This is a genomic window from Zobellia barbeyronii, assembly GCF_018603515.1.
Lineage (GTDB): Bacteria > Bacteroidota > Bacteroidia > Flavobacteriales > Flavobacteriaceae > Zobellia > Zobellia barbeyronii.
The window spans coordinates 82,645-102,818 of record NZ_JACATN010000002.1 but is presented as its reverse complement, the minus strand read 5'-3'; the positions used below and the strand labels follow the sequence as shown (position 1 = coordinate 102,818).

At 36.4% G+C, this 20,174-nt stretch carries 17 protein-coding genes; 10 read left to right on the top strand and 7 right to left on the bottom strand.

Going from position 1 to position 20,174, the window contains the following annotated elements; all coding sequences use genetic code 11:
* Positions 1-204 precede the first annotated feature (204 nt).
* The 6 genes from HW347_RS04940 to HW347_RS04915 all read left to right on the top strand — a co-directional run bounded on the left by HW347_RS04940 (position 205) and on the right by HW347_RS04915 (position 6,118).
* A complete protein-coding gene (locus HW347_RS04940) occupies positions 205-1,206 on the top strand; it encodes an alpha/beta fold hydrolase (RefSeq protein ID WP_214610829.1) in 1,002 nt (333 codons plus the stop codon).
* A gap of 154 nt (positions 1,207-1,360) precedes the next feature.
* A complete protein-coding gene (locus HW347_RS04935; protein WP_214610828.1) occupies positions 1,361-2,281 on the top strand; it encodes a hypothetical protein in 921 nt (306 codons plus the stop codon).
* A 145-nt stretch (positions 2,282-2,426) separates the two neighbouring features.
* Positions 2,427-2,972 (top strand): hypothetical protein, encoded by a 546-nt coding sequence (locus HW347_RS04930; RefSeq protein ID WP_214610827.1) that lies wholly within the window; start codon positions 2,427-2,429, stop codon positions 2,970-2,972.
* A 99-nt stretch (positions 2,973-3,071) separates the two neighbouring features.
* Positions 3,072-3,614: a DinB family protein gene (locus HW347_RS04925; RefSeq protein ID WP_214610826.1), complete on the top strand. Its 543-nt coding sequence runs from the start codon at positions 3,072-3,074 to the stop codon at positions 3,612-3,614.
* Between the two features lie 160 nt (positions 3,615-3,774).
* Entirely contained in the window at positions 3,775-4,908 is a 1,134-nt protein-coding gene (locus HW347_RS04920; protein WP_214610825.1) for an MBL fold metallo-hydrolase, read from the top strand.
* Between the two features lie 46 nt (positions 4,909-4,954).
* The gene (locus HW347_RS04915; protein ID WP_214610824.1) at positions 4,955-6,118 is read left to right on the top strand and encodes a serine hydrolase domain-containing protein; all 1,164 of its coding nucleotides are present in this window, start codon (positions 4,955-4,957) and stop codon (positions 6,116-6,118) included.
* Between the two features lie 67 nt (positions 6,119-6,185).
* On the opposite strand, the gene HW347_RS04910 is transcribed toward HW347_RS04915, so the two are convergent.
* From HW347_RS04910 to HW347_RS04900, 3 genes are read right to left on the bottom strand one after another with little or no spacing between them, the layout of a single operon-like run.
* Positions 6,186-6,902 (bottom strand): hypothetical protein, encoded by a 717-nt coding sequence (locus HW347_RS04910; protein ID WP_214610823.1) that lies wholly within the window; start codon positions 6,900-6,902, stop codon positions 6,186-6,188.
* Positions 6,903-6,922: 20 nt separating this feature from the next.
* A complete protein-coding gene (gene ggt / locus HW347_RS04905; RefSeq protein ID WP_214610822.1) occupies positions 6,923-8,626 on the bottom strand; it encodes a gamma-glutamyltransferase in 1,704 nt (567 codons plus the stop codon).
* Between the two features lie 47 nt (positions 8,627-8,673).
* Positions 8,674-9,258, bottom strand: a complete 585-nt coding sequence (locus tag HW347_RS04900; protein ID WP_214610821.1) for an acyl carrier protein phosphodiesterase — start codon at positions 9,256-9,258, stop codon at positions 8,674-8,676.
* Between the two features lie 81 nt (positions 9,259-9,339).
* Here HW347_RS04900 and glmM point away from each other — a divergent pair, with 81 nt between their 5' ends.
* Positions 9,340-10,728 (top strand): phosphoglucosamine mutase, encoded by a 1,389-nt coding sequence (gene glmM / locus HW347_RS04895; protein ID WP_214610820.1) that lies wholly within the window; start codon positions 9,340-9,342, stop codon positions 10,726-10,728.
* A gap of 327 nt (positions 10,729-11,055) precedes the next feature.
* Here glmM and HW347_RS04890 read toward each other — a convergent pair whose 3' ends face one another.
* Positions 11,056-11,943 (bottom strand): lysophospholipid acyltransferase family protein, encoded by an 888-nt coding sequence (locus HW347_RS04890; protein ID WP_214610819.1) that lies wholly within the window; start codon positions 11,941-11,943, stop codon positions 11,056-11,058.
* Positions 11,944-12,000: 57 nt separating this feature from the next.
* Here HW347_RS04890 and HW347_RS04885 point away from each other — a divergent pair, with 57 nt between their 5' ends.
* The gene (locus HW347_RS04885) at positions 12,001-12,651 is read left to right on the top strand and encodes a rhomboid family intramembrane serine protease (RefSeq protein WP_214610818.1); all 651 of its coding nucleotides are present in this window, start codon (positions 12,001-12,003) and stop codon (positions 12,649-12,651) included.
* Between the two features lie 180 nt (positions 12,652-12,831).
* Positions 12,832-14,469 (top strand): LVIVD repeat-containing protein, encoded by a 1,638-nt coding sequence (locus HW347_RS04880; RefSeq protein ID WP_214610817.1) that lies wholly within the window; start codon positions 12,832-12,834, stop codon positions 14,467-14,469.
* A 74-nt stretch (positions 14,470-14,543) separates the two neighbouring features.
* On the opposite strand, the gene HW347_RS04875 is transcribed toward HW347_RS04880, so the two are convergent.
* On the bottom strand, positions 14,544-15,662 hold the full coding sequence (locus HW347_RS04875; RefSeq protein ID WP_214610816.1) for a TlpA disulfide reductase family protein: 1,119 nt from the start codon (positions 15,660-15,662) through the stop codon (positions 14,544-14,546).
* A gap of 103 nt (positions 15,663-15,765) precedes the next feature.
* Positions 15,766-16,284, bottom strand: coding sequence for a hypothetical protein (locus HW347_RS04870; protein ID WP_214610815.1), 519 nt, complete (start codon positions 16,282-16,284; stop codon positions 15,766-15,768).
* Positions 16,285-16,371: 87 nt separating this feature from the next.
* Here HW347_RS04870 and HW347_RS04865 point away from each other — a divergent pair, with 87 nt between their 5' ends.
* On the top strand, positions 16,372-19,284 hold the full coding sequence (locus tag HW347_RS04865; RefSeq protein ID WP_214610814.1) for an FAD-binding and (Fe-S)-binding domain-containing protein: 2,913 nt from the start codon (positions 16,372-16,374) through the stop codon (positions 19,282-19,284).
* Between the two features lie 9 nt (positions 19,285-19,293).
* Here HW347_RS04865 and HW347_RS04860 read toward each other — a convergent pair whose 3' ends face one another.
* Entirely contained in the window at positions 19,294-20,157 is an 864-nt protein-coding gene (locus HW347_RS04860) for a UDP-2,3-diacylglucosamine diphosphatase (protein ID WP_214610813.1), read from the bottom strand.
* Between the last annotated feature and the right edge of the window lie 17 nt (positions 20,158-20,174).

Sequence of the window (20,174 nt, the reverse complement as noted above, 5' to 3'; positions counted from 1 at the left end):
TAAATACGTTTGCTCGGTACTAAATATTGTACCTAGAATCTTTTATGAAAACCTTAAAACATTCTGTTATTCGAATGTTTTATACAGCCTTAAATTTGCTGTGAAATTAAGTCCGGACTCGTATCCCCAATTCGGCTTTTGCTTAATATTCAGAACATAAAAACAGTAGTAGAATAAGAATTATTTCCTATTAGAATTTACAAAATGAAAAAGAATCTATTCGGGTTGCTTATAGTAATCCTCTCCACGCAATTTAGTATCGCACAAGACGATAATTTACAATGGTTAGATATTGAATTATCAAATTATGAATATCCATATTCGGTTGAAACTTTAGAATTAAACATTCAAGAGCAAGACTTACAAATGCGGTATATGGATGTTACTCCAGACAATTACAATGGCAAAAATATTGTCTTGTTACACGGTAAAAACTTTAATGGCGCCTATTGGCAAACCACGATAGATGCTTTAACCAAAGAAGGTTTTCGTGTTGTTGTTCCGGACCAAATCGGATTTGGGAAATCTTCTAAGCCCGAGCATTTTCATTACACTTTTCAACAACTGGCCCAAAACACAAAAGCGCTATTAGACAAGCTGAATATTAATAAAACTGCCGTTTTAGGGCATTCTATGGGTGGTATGCTAGCCACGCGTTTTGCTATAATGTACCCAGAAACTACAGAAAAACTGATTTTAGAAAACCCTATTGGTTTAGAAGATTGGAAACTAAAAGCGCCTTACAAACCAGTAGAGTGGTGGTATGCCAATGAGCTTAAAAAGAACTACGAAGGCATAAAAAAATATCAGCTCGTTAACTATTATGACAATAAATGGAAACCGGAATACGACCAATGGGTAAATTTATTGGCCGGTTGGACATTAAATTCTGAGTACAAAACCATAGCCTGGAATGCTGCATTAACGTATGACATGATTTTTACCCAACCTGTGGTGTATGAATTTAAAAACGTAACCGCTCCAACACTATTAATAATAGGGACTAGAGACCGAACCGCTTTAGGGAAACCATTGGTTTCAGAAGAGGTTAGAAAAACTATGGGATTGTATAGTGAGTTGGGAAAACAAACTAAAAAAACGATACCAAACTCAAAACTGGTAGAGATAGAAAATGTAGGCCACCTACCACATGTAGAAAAGTTTGATGTTTTTATAGATGCACTGGTGTTGTACTTAAAAGAATGATTAGAGTTGCTACTTTTTATATAGCACAATATTGTTGAGACTTTAATCGAAAACCTTACAGAAATCTGTAAGGTTTTTTATGTTTAAGGGTGTAAATTGGTGTTGATAAAAAATTATATCATTACCTAAATTAACCCTAATTTAAAACAGGAAAATGAAATTTAAGTTATTTATATTAACGCTATTTTGGACATCTTTGACATTTGCATCTGGGTTCAAAACCTTTGTACCGACAGAGAATGGGTATCAACATGTCAAAATCAACATTGAAAAAAAGACCATCAATGATATTTGTAATCATCTAGGCTACAATTCAGACCAATTTTACACTTATTTTGATACAGATATTAAAAGTAGTAATGTCTTTTTAGTAATTTTTAAAGTATTTACTGATGACATTATCTGTGTGCTTACCGATGACACGGTAAGTTCTATAAGTAAAAGGGATGTAACCAATTATCTCACAAATTTCAATCTAAAAAAAGAATTTGATTCTTATAAAATAGAAAGCACATTGTCAGATGGAGTTAAAAATAAATCCCTGACAGAAGAATTTTTAGAAGAGATTTTCAATCAAACTGACAACCTAAAAGACAACTCAATTATTGCATTAAATATTGGTTACGAACTATATTTCATTAATGGAATATTAACAAAGTATATTACAACAGATGGACTTAGCAAATGGAGCAAAATGTGGAAAAATGAAATGCCATCAACATACTTTAAATATGAAAACTCTGCAAAGCAATATTGGATTAATGAAGAAAATATCATAAAAGAGATTAATGTTCAGTCAGATGCATTTTCGCGAACACCAGATGGAGTTCTAAACGAATACATTAAGTTTCATGCTAATTCGGACGGAACGATTAATTATAAGATGTTACTTGTGGCACATTACGACGAAAAGATTTCTTTAGGCGAATTCAAAGGAATTAACAAAGGAAGATATAGTCTATCAACAGAATTCAATAATAAAGATGAATATAAACGGACTACTTACAGAGTAAACAAAGGACTTTATACGTTTGATGGTAATGGATACTTAGTTAATGCCTATACATCGGATTAAAAAACTATGGCTAACAATCACTTAAATAAATAAGGAAAAATGCTACATTTATAAGCATCATCTTGCTTGTTGAGTCAACTACATCTCAAGCATTATTAACAAAAGAAGATGGTAAAAATTCCTTGTAACTCATTATGTTCGAAAAATGGAAGATAAGCATCCTACCAAATATTATGATAGTCTAAGTGAGTTTCAGGAGGCTCAACAGATTCTCCATAATTATCAAAAAACTCATAATATAATTCGAAATGATTATCTAAATCTAATTAAATTGACATTTGAATCTCATGATAACCAAAAATCTTTCAATACATTGTATCGAGCGTGTTTAAGAGAACTGTTTTCATTGATTGAATCTGACCTATTTAATTTAAATAGACTTGATTGTTATCTTGGTTATTCCGATAAAGATAGATTTATTACCAAATTTAAAAAAAACTTTAAACAAATATCTAAAACTTGGGAAAAGGAGGATATCCAAAAAGAATATTTTGACTCTAAATTAGAACGCTTAAAAAAGATAAAAACTGAAAGAGATAAAATAACTCACCCTAAAAACCCCAATGATTTTAAAAATACGACAATTGAAGATTTAGAAATATTTAAGATGATTTTTGATGAATATGATGAATTTTTCAATAGAATGATGAATGGTTTTTTTATAGGAATGAGAAATTATCCAATTAATTAAAATGCGTTTTAAGACTGGGAATTGTTAAATGGGCAAGTAATCATCCATAAACTGGTTCACAAAATAATCAATCACTATTTTTAGTAAAACCCAATCTCCATGAAAAACCTAACACTATTAACCGTCTTAATGTTTTTCGGTTTTGTAAGCTCACCTCTTTTTGCACAAAAAGACGGCTATGTTGAAGACTATTTGGAGCGGTTAGAAAATTCCCGTAAATACATAGTTCTTGTGGCAGAAACAATGCCTGAGGACAAGTATAGCTTTAAGGCCACACCAGAATCCTTAAGTTTTGCGGAGAATCTGTTACATATTGGCTACGCCATGGATTGGCATAGTCAATCTTTATTAGGGGACAGAGAATCTAGAGATTGGCAAACGGACATTGTTTTTAAAGTCGGCACAAAGTCCAAAGCAGAAATGATAGCTTTAATCAATCACACGTTTGATGAAACCATACAACTAATTGGTCAATTTGATACTGCTCAATTAGATGACGAATTAGATTACTTTGGTCTGAACAGAAGTAAACGACAAATTTTTATGCTGCTATCTGACCATATAACTCACCACAGAGCACAAATGTTAGTCTCCATGCGTCTAAACGGACTTGTGCCACCTAGATACGTTTTGTTTCAATAAGTCAATACATTCATTGGTACACCTCTTCATTGTTTCGTTGTATTTAACCCTAGAGAGGTCCGTTATATCTTGGTAAATCTTATTTTTACCAAAAGGTTGAATTTGCTGACTTACAAAGCCAAGACCTTTGTTATACTAATGAGACTAGTTGAATAAAATAATGCTAAGAAAAATCCTTAAGAAAGTACTATTTGCTATTGTTATATTAATTGGAGTTTTGGTAATAGCATACGTCTTGTTCAATAATTTCTATCCAAGTTTCGGTGGTGATGTCACTAAAGAGCGTCAGCAGGTTTATAAGCAATCGGAACAATTTAAAGAGGGCATATTTATTAATAAAAAGGCCGTGCCCAAAGATTTGAGTTTTTCGGAAAGCTTAAACCTTGCCTACAAATTTTTTACGATTAAAGTACCCAACGGTCGCCCCAAAGAAGATTTAAAAGTCATAAAATTAGATTCTGCCAATGTTGCCGATTATAACAGTAAAACACGAATGGTATGGTATGGCCATTCCTCATTTTTACTGCAAATAGATGGGCTAAATATCTTGTTAGACCCTATGTTCGGTATGGTTCCTGCACCACACCCGTGGTTGGGAGACGACCGGTTTAATAAAGAAATGCCATTGGAAATTGAAAAGTTACCTCGTATTGACGCGGTCATTTTTTCTCATGATCATTATGACCATTTAGACTACGAAACCATTTTAAAACTAAAGGACAAGACCAAGCATTATTTTGTGCCGCTAGGGTTAGGAGTACATTTAGAAGCTTGGGGAATTCCTGCAGATAAGATTACAGAAATGGATTGGTGGGAGGAAAAACAATTGCAGAACATAACACTGGTTTGTACGCCGGCCCAACATTTTTCTGGCAGAAAATTAGACAACAGCCAAAGTACACTTTGGAGTTCTTGGGTTGTAAAATCTATAGATGAAAACATTTATTTTAGTGGAGACAGTGGTTATGCACCGCACTTTAAAGAAATAGGCGAGAAATACGGTCCTTTTGATTTGGCGCTGATGGAATGCGGACAATATGACAAGATGTGGCCAGATATACATATGATGCCCGAAGAAACAGCACAAGCAGGTTTGGACGTAAATGCAAAGAAAATAATGCCTATACATTGGGCAGGTTTTAAATTGGCACTCCACGATTGGAAAGACCCTATTAAACGTGTTGAGGCAAAAGCCTTAGAGTTGAACCTAAAGGTAATTGCACCTCAAATAGGTCAAGAAATTATAGTTGCAGATTCCGTTAGCACCTATGCCAATTGGTGGAAAAATCTTTAAGCAAGGCAGCTAGTTGTACGCTGTAATTTAAAATAAACTGTACGTAATGAAAAAACGAAATTCAATACTTAGAAGTCTAATTGTATTACTGATTTTTTCTTGCGTAGCTGAGACAAAGTTATTTGCTCAAAATAAGTATAAAGGAGGATCAAAACATGCACAGCCAAGCATTGATATTCTACCAAAATCAACAGATTATATTTTAGACCGGAGATTAGAAGACACTCTAGGGACAAGGTTAAATCAGAAAATTGATGAACTTTTTGATAAACATAAGATTGCAGGAATCACAGCTACTGTACTAATTCCCGAAAAAGGTTATTGGGAAATAAACAAAGGGTTTATATCTAAAGCAGATAATACAATAGTTGATGATTCGTCTATATTTTATTGGGCAAGCGTAGGTAAATTAATTACAAGTACACTAATCCATAAATTAATTGAAGAAGATAAACTCTCTTTAGATGACAAACTCTCCAAGTGGTATCCTGACATTCAAAATGCCAAAAAAATAACGATTGAGCAATTGCTTAATCATACTAACGGTATTTATAGTTTTAATGCAGACTCCACAGTGCACTACAGCAAAAAACAGTATAGCCCCAATGAGCTTTTAGAAGTTTCAAAAGCGCATAAAAATTTGTTTAAACCGGGCGAATACTGGTCCTATACCAATACAGGTTATATGTTGTTGGCTCTCATATTAGAGAAAGTAGAGTCCAAGACGTTTGAATTAATAGTTCAAGAAAGAATAGTAGAACCTTTAAATTTGAAATCACTAAAAGTAGCTCCTAAAAAGCTGCCATCTAATTTAGCATTGGCTCACGATAAAGATACTGTTATACCTAAAGATTCTTCAGGACCCATGGGAGCTGGGAACATTATAGGAAACTCAAAAGACATGGCTGTTTTTTTAAGTGCTTTGCTGACGGGGGAAATAATTTCTACTGAAATGGTTTCTAGTATGATGAAGGACTTATACCCAATGTTTGACAATGGACAATACTATGGCGAAGGAATAATGTTATACGATTTTAATGAAATTAACAATACAGAAACAGTTTGGATAGGACATAGTGGAGGAACTGAGAATTACAAAGCAGTGCTTTTATTCGATATAAAATCTAAAGTAATTATGGCTATTTCAATAAATGAAAATATTCCAGCCGAAGCCGTAGCACTAAAGCTAGTGGAGTTCATTAACGAATAAAATTGGTGTCTGGACCAGATATCACAAATCAACTAGATTGGTGCAAGTTATCTCCCTTTCAAAACAATTAATTATACCCTCTAACTTCACCCATATCTAAAGTCATGGGTCCTAGTTTATGAGAAGTAGGTAAAAAAGCACCACTTTCCATAATCTTCCAGTTATCCCAAGTCGCTTTGAGTCCGCCTATGGGAATAATGCTTACCCACATTTGGTAACTTTCGGGTAATCCGTTAGGTCCTAAATGCCATAAGTACGAATCTCCTGGCGTACTGCCGCCAGAAGAATAGTTAATCATCAAAGCTTTAGAACCGTCTTCTAAAGTTACCGAACTACGTTGTGTTCCGTTATCAAAAACCTTAAAAGGAGCAACAAGCCAAAAGGAATCATTATTGAAAAAACCTTCGGCCTTGGTAATGAGTTCTTCTCGGTTATTACCAATAACTTCGGCTTCATTCTCAAACACCTTACTTTTAGAAGTATTCTTTAAGTTGAGAAGTATACGGTAGGCATCCCATTCCACATCAACCTCGCCATTTTCCCTATCCCATTTATAAGAATGTGCGCCATTGGCAAAACTCCATTCCAAATAGTGAGTTTCCGTATACGCTTTATTATTGATGGCTTCAAGCATTTTTTCTGCAAGAGCATCTGCTTCGGCACCAGGAGTCCCTGTTGGCAAAGGCTCATCATAGAGCATATAAAGGATTCCAAAACCAATTAGAAGTATGGCGGCAAGGATTAAAACACTTTTACCAACAATTCTCAATATCTTCTTTACCATCTAACAAACAATCTTATATATTAAAATCCTACCGCAGTATCATCACCACGGTGATCCGCTCCACCTTCCAAAGTTCCGTCAGGCAATACACGAATGGCATCTACTTTACCAATAATAGGCGTGCGGTCTTCATTTATGTTATATCCTTTAGCTTTTAGGTTGTCCTTATGTTCTTTAGAAAATCCGTTTTCCTCAAAAATAACAACATCTGGTAACCACTGGTGGTGAAAACGTGGTGCGTCTACAGCCTCTTGCATACTCATATTAAACTCATATCCGTTTAAAATGGTTTGTGCCACAGCGGTAATAATAGTAGAACCTCCTGGGGTACCAACAACCATCCAAAGTTTGCCATCTTTTTCTACAATAGTAGGCGTCATGCTACTTAGCATCCGTTTTCCGGGAGCTATACTATTAGCTTTAGCACCTACAAGGCCAAACATATTGGGAACACCAGCTTTTGAACTAAAATCATCCATTTCATTATTCAAGAAAAAGCCCAATTCATCACAGTACAGTTTAGAACCATATGCTCCATTTAAAGTAGTTGTAACAGAAATGGCATTGCCTTCTGCATCTACAATAGAGTAGTGGGTGGTTTCCATACTTTCGGACATTTGTATGCTTCCTTCATGAATATCCTCTGACTTGGTGGCTTTATCAAAAGAAAAATTAGCCATCCGTTCCTTTATATAAAAATCGCTCAAAAGTTCTTTCATGGGAATATCTACAAAATCTGGATCACCCAACCAATAGTTACGGTCTGCATACGCACGGCGCGCAGCTTCAACAAATAATTGAACAGTCTTTTCTGAATTGTGGCCAAATTTTGCAATGTCATAAGGCTCCATCATTTTCAAAATCTGATTGATGGTCATACCACCGCTGCTAGGCGGACTCATAGAAATAATATGAAGGTCTTTGTAATCAAAAACAACAGGTTCTCTCCATTGGGCTTGGTACTGCTCTAAATCTTCTTCGGTAACAAATCCTCCGTTTTCTTGAATAAAAGTAGCCAATACTTTTGCAGTTTCACCTTTATAAAAGCCATCACGGCCTTGCTCGGCAATACGGCTTAACGTAGTCGCCAAAGCTGGGTATTTTACTATATCACCCGCTTTACTGTCCACAGGGAAAGTAGTAACACTATCGTTCACTTCTAAAATAACCTCACGGACTTTTTCAAAACGAGCAGCTTGTTTTTCTGTAACGATGACACCATTCTCTGCCAAAGCAATAACTGGCGCAAGAATATCTTTTAAAGGTAGCGACCCAAACTTTTTATGTACTTCAATGATTCCCGCAACGGTACCCGGTACACCCACTGCAGTAGCACCTTTGGTACTCATGTCAGGAATAACATTACCTAGAGAATCCAAATACATATCTTTTGTAGCGGATAAAGGCGCTTTTTCGCGATAATCCAATGCACCAATAGAACCATCTGCTTTGCGATAAACCATAAATCCGCCTCCGCCAACATTACCGGCAAAAGGGTAGGCAACTACCAAAGCCATCTCTGTGGCTACCATGGCATCAAAAGCATTACCACCTTGTTTTAAAATAGCGGCTCCAATAGCAGAAGCTTCTTCGCGTGCAGAAACGACCATCGCCTTTTCAGCAACCACGCCAGTGGCTTTTGCAGGTTCGGCAGGTAAGGTTTTACAATTAACAAAAAGGAGAAGTACTAGGGACTTAAGGAGAATTAAACGTATTGTTTTCATACACAGTCGGTTTATAGTTTTAAAATAGGTTCTTATGTGCCTTGATATTAAAGTGATATAAATTTTTGCTTTGAAAACACCATAAGCTCTTCAAAGAAAGCTGTAAACTCATCTTCAAATTTGTCATAGTGCTCTTCAAGATCTAAAATGGCAAAATTCATTTTAGATTTGTTATTTGTTCTTCGGTTCATGCCATTTAGAACCTTGCCTATACCTTCCATTTTAGAATAATTATAAATCCAGTTATCGGATATCATATAAGGCATCATCCTTTGCACACCCACTGGTAGAATGGTATAATTATCTTCTAGCAGGTCATAAAAATTCTCCACATAGATATCCAAAGGCGTATCGCAATAGGTACTCCAGTTTTTGGCCAGGTAGTGGTCGTAAAAAATATCTACGATTACACGGCTGTAGTGGCTATAGTTCTTATGTAAGCGCTTGCTACTAATCTTAGGAATATCATGGGTATCCGTAAACGTATCAATTTCGCGGTGCAACATAATTCCTTGTTGAACCCGTTCCGGTAAATGCGTGTATTTATTAGCTCTAATACTGTCTGCTATAAAGTTTCCCAAAGTAATTTCTGGGTCATCAAACGAGAGGTAAATATGTGCGAGAAAATTCATAAGTCCGAATTTACAAATTGAAAACATAGTATTTGGTCTAGACCCGTATATTTGCATAAACTATTAAGAATTTAGAAAAATATGACTTTAATAAAATCGATTTCAGGAATTCGTGGCACAATTGGCGGCCGTTCTGGTGATAACCTAACTCCTATAGATGCTGTGAAGTTTGCAGCAGCGTACGGAATATGGCTTAAAGAGTATTCAAAAAAGGACAAATTAAGAGTAGTTGTTGGTCGTGATGCCCGTCTTTCTGGCGAAATGATTCAGAACCTTGTAGTTTCTACTTTGGTAGGTTTAGGAATTGATATCGTAGATTTAGATTTGTCTACCACACCTACGGTAGAAATTGCCGTACCTATGGAAAAAGCGGATGGTGGTATTATTTTGACTGCTAGCCACAACCCAAAACAATGGAACGCTTTAAAACTTCTGAATGAAAAAGGAGAGTTTTTAGATGCGGCCCAAGGTGCTAAAATTCTTGATATAGCCGAAAAAGAAGATTTTGATTTCTGTGATGTTGATGATTTAGGAAGTATTACTAGAAACGATTCTTATATAGATATTCATATTGATGAAGTATTGGACCTGCCCTTAGTAGATGCCGATACTATTCGCAAAGCAAAATTCAAAGTTGTGGTTGATGGTGTAAACTCCACCGGAGGTATTGCCATTCCAAAACTATTGGAAGAGCTTGGTGTTGAAGTCGTAAAATTATATTGTGACCCAACAGGTCATTTCCCACATAACCCAGAGCCTTTAAAAGAGCACTTGGGAGATATCTGCGCTTTAGTACTAGAAGAAAAAGCAGATTTTGGAATTGTAGTTGATCCAGATGTAGACCGCTTGGCGTTTATTGACAATACCGGTGAGATGTTTGGAGAGGAGTATACTTTGGTTGCCTGTGCAGATTATGTTTTGGGTAAAACTAAAGGGAATACAGTTTCTAACTTATCTTCTTCACGTGCATTAAGAGACATTACTCAAAAGCATGGCGGTACATATGAAGCTTCTGCTGTAGGCGAAGTGAACGTAGTTACTAAAATGAAGGCTAACAAAGCTATTATTGGTGGTGAAGGAAATGGTGGTATCATCTATCCTGAAAGTCATTACGGACGTGATTCTCTTGTAGGAACAGCTTTATTCTTAATGTTGATGGCCGAAAACGGAGGAACTGTTGCAGACCTTCGCGCTAGCTATCCTTCGTATTTCATGAGCAAGAAGAAGATACAATTGACACCAGGTCTTGATGTAGATGGTATTCTTACAGCTATGGCCGAAAAATATAAAGACGAGGAAATAACCACTATTGATGGAGTAAAAATAGACTTCGCCGAAAATTGGGTACACCTAAGAAAATCAAATACAGAGCCAATCATCCGTATTTATACCGAAGCAAAAAGTCAGTCACAAGCAGATGAACTTGCCGATCGTATTATTGGAGAGATTAAAGCAGTAGCTGGTTTATAAAATCAGCACCGCCCTTCGACTGCGCTCAGGGAGGTGCTTGATAACAAAACGCTCGGAATGATTGAGATTTTTCTCATTTTCATTCCGAGCGTTTTTATGTGTAATAGAGAAATACTTTCTCTTAAATCTTATCAGATTTAAGTAACGTCTTCCTGAGCACAGTTAGATTTTTTGAAGATTCAAGTAATTGAAGTTGCGACTTCCTGAGCGCAATCAATGCTATGAGGTTATTTGGAAGATCATGTAACAACTTCCTGAGCGCAGTCAGATTCTAGAGGATTTATGTAATTCTGTAACGCCTTCCTGAGCGCAGTCGAAGGGAGAGGGTTACTGAAACTCCACAGGAACCTTATCCCTGTGTTTCCAACGTCTATGCGTCCATAGGTAATATTCTGGCTGCTCACGAATCTGCTGTTCGGCAAGACGAAGAAACTCATCGGTGATTTCGTTTTTTTCTGTAGAAGAACCAGCAGTTGTAATCGGAATAAATTCAGCATTATAATAGCCACGCTTTACTTTTGATACTTTCAAAAAAACTACCGCAAGGTCCATTTTTCTTGCTAAGCTTTCAGCCCCATTAATAACAGGAACTTTCACTCCCATAAATTCAGCCCAATAATGAGCGCGGTGCCATTGCGGAGACTGGTCACTTACCATACCAAAAATTCCCGTTACGTTGTTCTTGTAATTTAGTAAAACGGTTTTGGCGGTTTCTTCTTTTGTAATAAGCGTGGTATTCCAGCGTGCGCGGACATTTTTTATCCAACGATCAAAATAAGTATTGCTTATTTTCTGGTAAACGGCATAACCCTTAGAACTCACGTAATTATTCATGCTAACGTTCCATTCCCAATTGGCATAGTGGGAACAAACTACAAGAATTGTTTTTTCTTTTTCAATTTCCTGTATCACCTCTATGTTCTTAACCGTGTAGCGTTTTTTTACCTCTTCTTTAGACAGATGCATTGTTTTCACCATTTCCAGGAACATATCGCACATGTGGTGGTAAAACTTCTTTTGAATATCTTTTATTTCGGTTTCCGTTTTCTCAGGAAACACCAATTCTAGATTCTGTTGTACCACATCTTTTCGGTATCCCACAACGCGATAAACCCAAAAGAAAACAAAATCAGAAAATCCGTAAAAAAGCCTATAGGGAAGTATGGAAATTAACCACAACAACGGATACACCAAAATAAAAACAAGCAACTGCATGAAAACCTTTTAAGTAGGCAAATATAACTATATTTGAACCGAAATTAACTGCTACGTATGAACAACCTAGATATTGCCACCATCGTGGTAATCGCTGCCAATGTATTGGTCTCTCTAAAAGGATTTAATGATACCGCTTTCTTTGAGCGCTACAAATTTGGCATAGGTCAAATTCTAGCAGGACAGAAAGACCGTATGCTTACTTCTGGTTTTTTACATGTAGATATTTCGCATCTTTTCTTTAATATGTTCACGCTTTACTTTTTTGCACCCGTGGTGGTAAACTGGTTTAGCTCAGGGAAGTTTATAGCTATCTATTTTATTAGTTTGCTAGCAGGTAGCCTTTTGGCCATATTTTTTCATAAGAATGAACCGAATTACAGTGCAGTAGGGGCAAGTGGTGCCGTTACAGGTGTGCTTTATGCAGCAATTCTTCTGCAACCTAATATGCAGTTGGGTATTATGTTCATACCGCTACCAATACCAGCTTATGTTTTTGGTATAGGGTATTTGTTATACTCGATTTACGGAATGAAAAGCCGACTAGGAAATATTGGTCACACTGCCCATTTTGGTGGTGCTATTGGTGGTTATGTAAGTACACTCCTGTTTATGCCACAACTTTTGGTAAATGAACCGCTAATGGTAGGATTATTGGCCTTGCCTATTATTATTCTCTTGATAATGGCAAAAATGGGTAAAATTTAGGTTACCGTTCATCGGTAATCCTTAATAAATCGCCTAGTTAACACCTCCAAATTATATTAAAAGGCAAAAAAAGTTGCCAATGTGTGTATTTCATCGAAAAAAAATACACCACGCATACCGTTGAGAGTAGTTTTACGTTCTGTTAGAGCCCAAATCTAATATTGAATAAATCTACTTATAATGAAAAGACTTTCCCTTGCCGCACTAGTGGCCGTTGCATTTGCAACATCATGTAGTGACGAGACCACTGTTTTCAGTGATACCGAAGATAATATTTCAATTGAGGCTCAAGAATCTGTTTTAGATAATAGTATTCTTTTTGATGATGCAGGTGTGTTATCAATTAACCTAACTGCCGGAACTTCCGGTAAAACTTCAAAAACTGGCGAGGAGATGGCCGGTGATTATCCATTGACATTAATAGCACGTGTAGATCCACCGTCTTTTAGTGGAGGTGAAAACCTTACCGCATCTCATGTAGATGTAGACGGAGATTACGCTTATGTATCTTATAACACGGTTGAAGATGGTTACGCAGGTGGTGTAGATATTATAGATGTTAGTGATCCTAATAATCCTCAAGTAACCTCTAGATTATACTATTCTAATGCAGATATTAACTCCATTGCCTATGATAATGGTTATGTATATGCTGTTGGTGGTGTAGATGCCGAAACTTCTGTTAGGGCCACAGCAAATTCTTTTGTAGTTAAGATACCAGCTTCAAACGGTAGATTAGATGTGAGTGGAGAGTTAGTTTATGGTTTCCAAGAAGGTTTTACCGCTAACGATGTAAAAGTAACTGAAAGCGGAATTCTGGTAACTAGTGGTAAAGACGGTTTGTTAACGTCTTATAAGAGTACAGACCTTTCTATTCAAAATGATGCCTCTTTTTCCGATTTACGTTCTGTAGCTTATAATAATGGAACTATTGCTGTACTAGATGCAAGCCAAGGTGTTAGCATTATGGATAAAAACTTTGCAGTAAGTAAAGAAATAAACATCAGTTCAGATTTTGGTGATGCCAGCAAAAGAACAATTGATTTTTCTACTGAAAAAATATACGTTTCCGAAGGTTCTAAAGGTGCCGGTGTTTATAATATGACTAGTGGTGACTTAGTAGAATATATTCCTATTCTTTTAAACCCAGAAGGAACAGACAGTCAAGATATTGTTACTAATGCCGTAGCAATTAACGAAGACATTTTACTAATGGCCAACGGTGGCGCTGGTTTATGTCTGACCGAAGAAAAAGATGGACAGACCAATATTGTAGGGGTTGTTGACCTTGATGGCTCAATCAACTTTGTAGCCTCTAAAGGAGATTACATTTTTGCTGCTTCAGGTAAAGCAGGACTGCAGATTGTTAAATTAAACAGACCGGACCAAAGTTTAGAAACACGTTGTGAAGATTTATTAGCTTATTCAGGAAGCTCTAATTTATCAGTTAATCAAGGGGAGACCAAAGGATTTAAAGGTTCTAAATATTTCAATTCAATTAATGTAAATGGTGCATTGTTACTATGTGGAACATGGTCTGTAAACAATAGTAGCTATATTAATAGCGATGGTTTATTTGAAATGAACGGTTCATTATATATTGGAAGAAATAACAAAAGAAAAAATATTACAGTCAATAAAGACGCTACCCTTAAAATTGAAGGTAACCTAACTGTTTATGGAGATATCATTCTTAACGATGGTGCTACACTAGAGTTTATAGGAGATGCTTCTGTAGCAAATGTCTTTGGAAGTGTAAAGAAATTAGGAACAGCGCAGGTTATAGGCGAGTTTAGAGATGTGAGAAATAAGTTCTAAGACAACGATTTAAAGTATAAAAAAGCCCCGAACGGATTTCCGTTCGGGGCTTTTTGTATGTTATGTTTTCTAAACTAGTTAAGTAGTTCAGCAATTTTTTGTTCCAAAGCTGGTCCTCTAAGGTTCTTGGCTATAATTACACCGTTCTCATCCAATAAGAAAGCTGCTGGTATAGCATCTACATTATATAGCTTAGCAATAGGATCGTTAAAGTATGCAAGGTTAGAAACTTGGTTCCAAGTTAATCCATCATCAGCAATCGCTTTTTTCCAAGCATCTCCTGTTTTGTCCAAAGAAACACCAATAATATTCAAACCTTTATCATGGTACTTTTTGTAAACATTAACTACATTAGGATTCTCAGCACGACAAGGCTTACACCATGCAGCCCAAAAGTCAATTAGAGTAACTTTACCCAAAGCATCAGCAAGCGCCAATTCTTTTCCATCTGGAGTAGGAGCGCTAAAAGCAGGAGCTTTAGCACCTACAGCCGTACCTTTTTGGCTTTCTTCAACCTTCTTCTGTGCTTCTAGTTTCTCAGTAATAGAAACGGCAGCCTTAGTTTTCTTGATTTCAGGAGAAAGTCCGTCAAACATGGCTTGTGCCTCTTCAGAAGTTACAGCACGAGCACCAATGGCTCTGTCTATCAAAAGAACAGAAATAAGAGCATCCGGATGTTCTTTAACATAGTCAAGCTCAAAGTTTTTGTATTCTTCTTGAAGCTCCATCATTTCATCACGAAGAGAATTAGCAGTAGCTTGGTCAGCCTTTTGCATATCCTCTTGGATAGATTGTGCTTGTGCAGTTATTTTTTTAGACTTGTCCATATAATCCATGAACACTTCGTTTTGCATAGAACCTTTTACAGTAGCAAAACCTAAACTGTCTTTTTGAGCTTTAAGGTTTATATCGCCATTCTCAAGGATGACAGCAGTATAGCCCATTAGCTTATCTACAAAAACGTAATGCATTTCTGGCATATCGGCTTTACCGGTAAAAGCAAAAGCTCCGTTCTCTATTGTGGTAGTATCAATATCTACAGGCTGACCGTTTTCGCCCATGACCTTTAGAAATACTTTAGTTCCGTTTTCTACTTCACCAGTGATATTTCCTTTAAAATTGTAGCCCTCAGGCTTTTGATTACAGGCTACTAGACCTATTAAAATACAGATTGATAATACTACTTTTTTCATTCTTTTTATTTAAGATGTGGCAAATGTAGGTATATATCGGTACAAAAAAAAGCCCTTAACATTATGTGTCAAGAGCTTATGAGTATGTTTTTACTTAATTTATTTAAAACTGATAGCGAATACCCAAGGCAATATCAAAATTCAGCTTGTTGTCAAAATTTTTGAAACCAATAATACCTAGTTCTGGTCTAAAATCCAATGACACTACTATAGGTAGGTCTGGGTTGTATTCTATTCCCACATCACCGGCAACGAAAACAAAAAGGCCACCATCTGGATCTTCAGCAATGGTTGGGTTGTTCTTATTAGGAATTGGAGAAAAGTCTACACTTCCAAAACCAGCACCACCACCATAAAACCAGTTGAATCCTTTATCAATCTCATATACCCATTGGTAAATTCCAGTGAGTTTAACCGCATCAAACTCGCGACTATCCCGATAACCTAAATCAAATTCTGCACGCGTATAACGACCAATAGACCTCTGATAAGAAATTTCAGCACCGAATCCATCACTGTCACCAAGTCGTAAACCCAATGCATTGTCTGCTATTTCCTGGGCTTGAAGAGAAAGCGCTGTAAAGCAAAAGCAAATAAAAAATAAAAATTTCCATTTTTTCATATTCTTGTGATTTTTGGTTCTAAAAAGACGTTTTACATTCGCCTTTCAACCATAAAAACTTAATTTAGCGATCTAAATTGTTTACCGTTGAATAAAAATTTACTTCAAGAACTAGCAAACTCACTGCAAGGTCGCGTTTTATCGGATAGTTTAACAAAAACCCTATACGCCACGGATGCTTCTGTATATAGAAAAATTCCTACGGCCGTTACTTTCCCTGAATCAATACAAGACCTTAAAACTTTAGTCCATTTCGCAAACAAGCACAAGATTGGTCTTATTCCTCGTACCGCAGGTACTTCTTTGGCAGGCCAGGTAGTTGGCGAAGGTATAGTTGTGGATACATCAAAGCACTTTACAAAGATAGTTAGTGTAGATGAGAAAAAGAGGCAAGTAACTGTTCAGCCAGGTGTAATTCGTGATGAATTGAACCAGTACCTTGAGCCTTATGGTTTGTTTTTTGGACCTAACACTTCTACAGCTAACCGTTGTATGGTTGGTGGTATGGTTGGAAATAACTCCTCGGGAACGACATCTATTAAATATGGTATTACCCGCGAAAAAATTGTTTCGCTAAGAACCATATTATCTGATGGTAACGAAGTAGAATTCAAGGCACTTACGGTTTCTGAGTTTGAAGAAAAAAAGAGTTTAAATACATTAGAAGGAACTATATATAGAGAAATCTATAAAGAATTATCGCCTAAAGAAGTGCAAGAACGCATTTTTGAGGAGTTTCCAAAACCTGAAATCCATAGAAGAAATACAGGTTATGCAGTAGATGAATTACTGAATACAAATGTATTTGGTGATACAGAGGATAAAATAAATGTGTGTAAATTATTAAGTGGAAGCGAAGGCACTTTAGCTTTCACAACAGAGATTACATTTAGATTAGATGATATACCGCCTAAGTTTTCTGCTATGGTGGTTACACATTATAAGACTTTAGAAGATTGCTTATCTGACGTTGCCCCGGTAATGGAGCACGATTTACATCTTTGTGAGATGATGGACAGGGTAATTCTTGACTGCACAAAGAATAACCGTGAGCAATTAAAGAATCGGTTTTTTGTTGATGGAGATCCTGCGGCACTTTTAATGCTCGAGGTTAAAGCACATACGGAGGAAGATCTTCAGAAACAAATTGATGCATTATTAATTACCGTAAAAGCTTCAGGGCTTAGCTATTCGGAAGCCATATTGAGAGGTGGTGATGTAAGCAAAGCGGTAGCGTTACGTAAGGCCGGTCTAGGACTATTAGGCAATATGGTTGGTGACCGCAAAGCAGTTGCCTGTATTGAAGATACAGCGGTTGCTGTGGCGGATTTAAAAGATTTTATAAGTGAGTTTACCCAAATTATGGATGGTTATAAACAGTCCGCTGTTTATTATGCCCATGCTGGAGCGGGAGAATTACACCTTCGTCCTATATTAAACTTAAAAAAGGGCGATGATGTAGCTATGTTTAGAGATATTACTACAGATGTTGCTAAACTGACGAAAAAATATAAAGGTTCATTTAGTGGTGAACATGGTGATGGTATTGTTCGTGCTGAGTTTATTCCTTTGATGATAGGCGAGGAGAACTATCAGTTATTAAGACGAATAAAATCTTATTTTGACCCTGAAGGTATTTTTAACCCAGGTAAAATTGTTGATGCTTATCCAATGGATGAGTCACTTCGTTATGAAGTAGACCGAAAGGAGCCGGAAATAAAAACATTATTAGATTTTTCAGATAGTGAAGGTATTCTAAAAGCTACCGAAAAATGTAACGGAGGAGGTGATTGCCGAAAAACCGAACATGCAGCGGGAGCTATGTGCCCCAGTTTTCATGCCACCCGAGATGAAAAACATACCACTAGAGGAAGAGCAAATGCACTTCGTGAATATTTAACTACAGGAGAAAAGAAAAATAACTTTGACCAAAAGGAGCTTAAAGAGGTTTTTGACCTTTGTTTAAGTTGTAAAGCTTGCGCAACAGAATGCCCCAGTAATGTTGATGTAGCAACGTTAAAAGCAGAGTTTTTATATCAATATCAAGAAGCAAACGGTTACCCATTACGCGGTAAATTATTTGCTTACAATACTACATTGAATAAGTTAGGTAGTAAAATGCCAGGATTGACCAATGCCATATATGATTCAAAATTCTTTGGAGGTTTATTAAAGAAATCTGCAGGTGTAGCGCCAGAAAGAAGTCTACCTAAAGTTTATAGCTTTAATTTCGATGATTATTTACAATCATTTAAAAATGAGCAAACTATAACAAGACAAAATGTAGTTTTGTATATAGATGAGTTTAGTCAATATCTAGATATTGAATTAGGTAAAGATGCTATTGAAGTGCTTACTAAGTTAGGTTATGACGTGCAGCTTTTTTATGCTGAAAGCGGTAGAACCTATTTGTCAAAAGGCTTTTTGAAGCAGGCTAAGAAATTGGCTTTAGCGAATATTCCTAAACTTAAAGAGTTTGCAGCAAACGGACTTCCGGTTATTGGTTTGGAGCCATCCGCAGTTTTGACTTTTAGAGATGAGTATAAACGCTTTTCGCAGGATTCGGAAACGACAAATGCTATTGCGGTAAACACTTTTCTATTGGAAGAATTTCTAGCTTCAGAAATAGAGAAAAAAGAAATTACAGCAGATTTGTTTACTAAAGAAGTTAAAACTGTAAAGATTCATGCACACTGTCACCAGAAATCATTGAGCAATCAAAAGGTGACTTTTGATGTGCTTAATCTTCCGGAAAATTATAAGGTTTCTATTATTAGTTCTGGCTGCTGTGGTATGGCCGGTTCTTTTGGATATGAAAAAGAACATTACGAGGTTAGTATGAAAGTTGGTGAACTTAAACTTTTCCCATCTGTAAGGAAATCGCCTGAAGACACTATTATTTCAGCAAATGGAACGAGTTGTAGACATCAAATTTATGATGGTACAAAACGAAAAGCCTTGCACCCGGTAACTATTTTAAAGAACGCACTATTGGCTTAAAAGTTAAAATCAGCTTTCAAGAGGAGTTTCTCCTTCTTTTTCTGGTTTTGATTTTGCCACGGCTATAGAATTAATGAGGTCTTGCATGTTCATATTCTTCAATTCCTCATCCATAAAAAATGGGGAAAGTTTATCATGATTGTAACGATAAACTTTCCATCGTTTTAGAGAATATTCCAAGGCGGTTAGATTTTCAACCCAATCTCCAGAATTTAGATACGTACAAGAGCCGTTATCTGTTTCGTGCCTGCTCTTCTTTGGCTGGTGAATATGACCGCAAACCACATAATCGTAATCATTCTCTATAGCAATATCTACAGCCGATTTTTCAAATCTAGCAATGTAGTCCAAACTTCTGGTGTTATTCTTTTTTATCTTTTTGGAAAGTGAGTATTTGGCTTTCCCTCTTTTCTTTAAGGACCAATTTATAGCTCGGTTAGCAATGAACAGTAGGGCATAGCCATAACTTCCCAGTTTCGTTAGCCATTTGGCATTACGCATGGATATATCAAAAATATCACCATGAAAAAACCAAGCCTTTTTACCGCTAAGTTCTAATGTAAGCTTGTTTACAATATGCAAGTTGCCCAAGGATACACCTGCAAACCTGCGCATCATATCATCATGATTTCCAGTAATGTAATACACTTCTACGCCTTTCATGGATAGCGTAATAATTTTACGAAGGACCTTTGTATGTTCTGGCGGAAAATAACTTTTATTAAATCGTCTTATATCAAGAATATCCCCATTTAAAATAAGGGACTTAGGTTGAATGCTACTTAAATAGGTCAACAATTCGTCTGCATGGCATTCGTAACTACCCAAATGAACATCTGAAATTACAGCAATGTCTAGTTTTCGTTTTTTCATAATCGACAAGTATGTTC

Excerpts from the sequence above, each read along its gene's own strand:
- HW347_RS04875 (WP_214610816.1), bottom strand. The coding sequence starts at position 15,662 with ATGAAAAAAGTAGTATTATCAATCTGTATTTTAATAGGTCTAGTAGCC.
- HW347_RS04885 (WP_214610818.1), top strand. The coding sequence starts at position 12,001 with ATGAACAACCTAGATATTGCCACCATCGTGGTAATCGCTGCCAATGTA.
- HW347_RS04940 (WP_214610829.1), top strand. The coding sequence starts at position 205 with ATGAAAAAGAATCTATTCGGGTTGCTTATAGTAATCCTCTCCACGCAA.
- HW347_RS04915 (WP_214610824.1), top strand. The coding sequence starts at position 4,955 with ATGAAAAAACGAAATTCAATACTTAGAAGTCTAATTGTATTACTGATT.
- HW347_RS04920 (WP_214610825.1), top strand. The coding sequence starts at position 3,775 with ATGCTAAGAAAAATCCTTAAGAAAGTACTATTTGCTATTGTTATATTA.
- HW347_RS04930 (WP_214610827.1), top strand. The coding sequence starts at position 2,427 with ATGGAAGATAAGCATCCTACCAAATATTATGATAGTCTAAGTGAGTTT.
- HW347_RS04900 (WP_214610821.1), bottom strand. The coding sequence starts at position 9,258 with ATGAATTTTCTCGCACATATTTACCTCTCGTTTGATGACCCAGAAATT.
- HW347_RS04870 (WP_214610815.1), bottom strand. The coding sequence starts at position 16,284 with ATGAAAAAATGGAAATTTTTATTTTTTATTTGCTTTTGCTTTACAGCG.
- HW347_RS04935 (WP_214610828.1), top strand. The coding sequence starts at position 1,361 with ATGAAATTTAAGTTATTTATATTAACGCTATTTTGGACATCTTTGACA.
- HW347_RS04910 (WP_214610823.1), bottom strand. The coding sequence starts at position 6,902 with ATGGTAAAGAAGATATTGAGAATTGTTGGTAAAAGTGTTTTAATCCTT.
- HW347_RS04880 (WP_214610817.1), top strand. The coding sequence starts at position 12,832 with ATGAAAAGACTTTCCCTTGCCGCACTAGTGGCCGTTGCATTTGCAACA.
- HW347_RS04925 (WP_214610826.1), top strand. The coding sequence starts at position 3,072 with ATGAAAAACCTAACACTATTAACCGTCTTAATGTTTTTCGGTTTTGTA.
- HW347_RS04860 (WP_214610813.1), bottom strand. The coding sequence starts at position 20,157 with ATGAAAAAACGAAAACTAGACATTGCTGTAATTTCAGATGTTCATTTG.
- ggt (WP_214610822.1), bottom strand. The coding sequence starts at position 8,626 with ATGAAAACAATACGTTTAATTCTCCTTAAGTCCCTAGTACTTCTCCTT.
- glmM (WP_214610820.1), top strand. The coding sequence starts at position 9,340 with ATGACTTTAATAAAATCGATTTCAGGAATTCGTGGCACAATTGGCGGC.
- HW347_RS04890 (WP_214610819.1), bottom strand. The coding sequence starts at position 11,943 with ATGCAGTTGCTTGTTTTTATTTTGGTGTATCCGTTGTTGTGGTTAATT.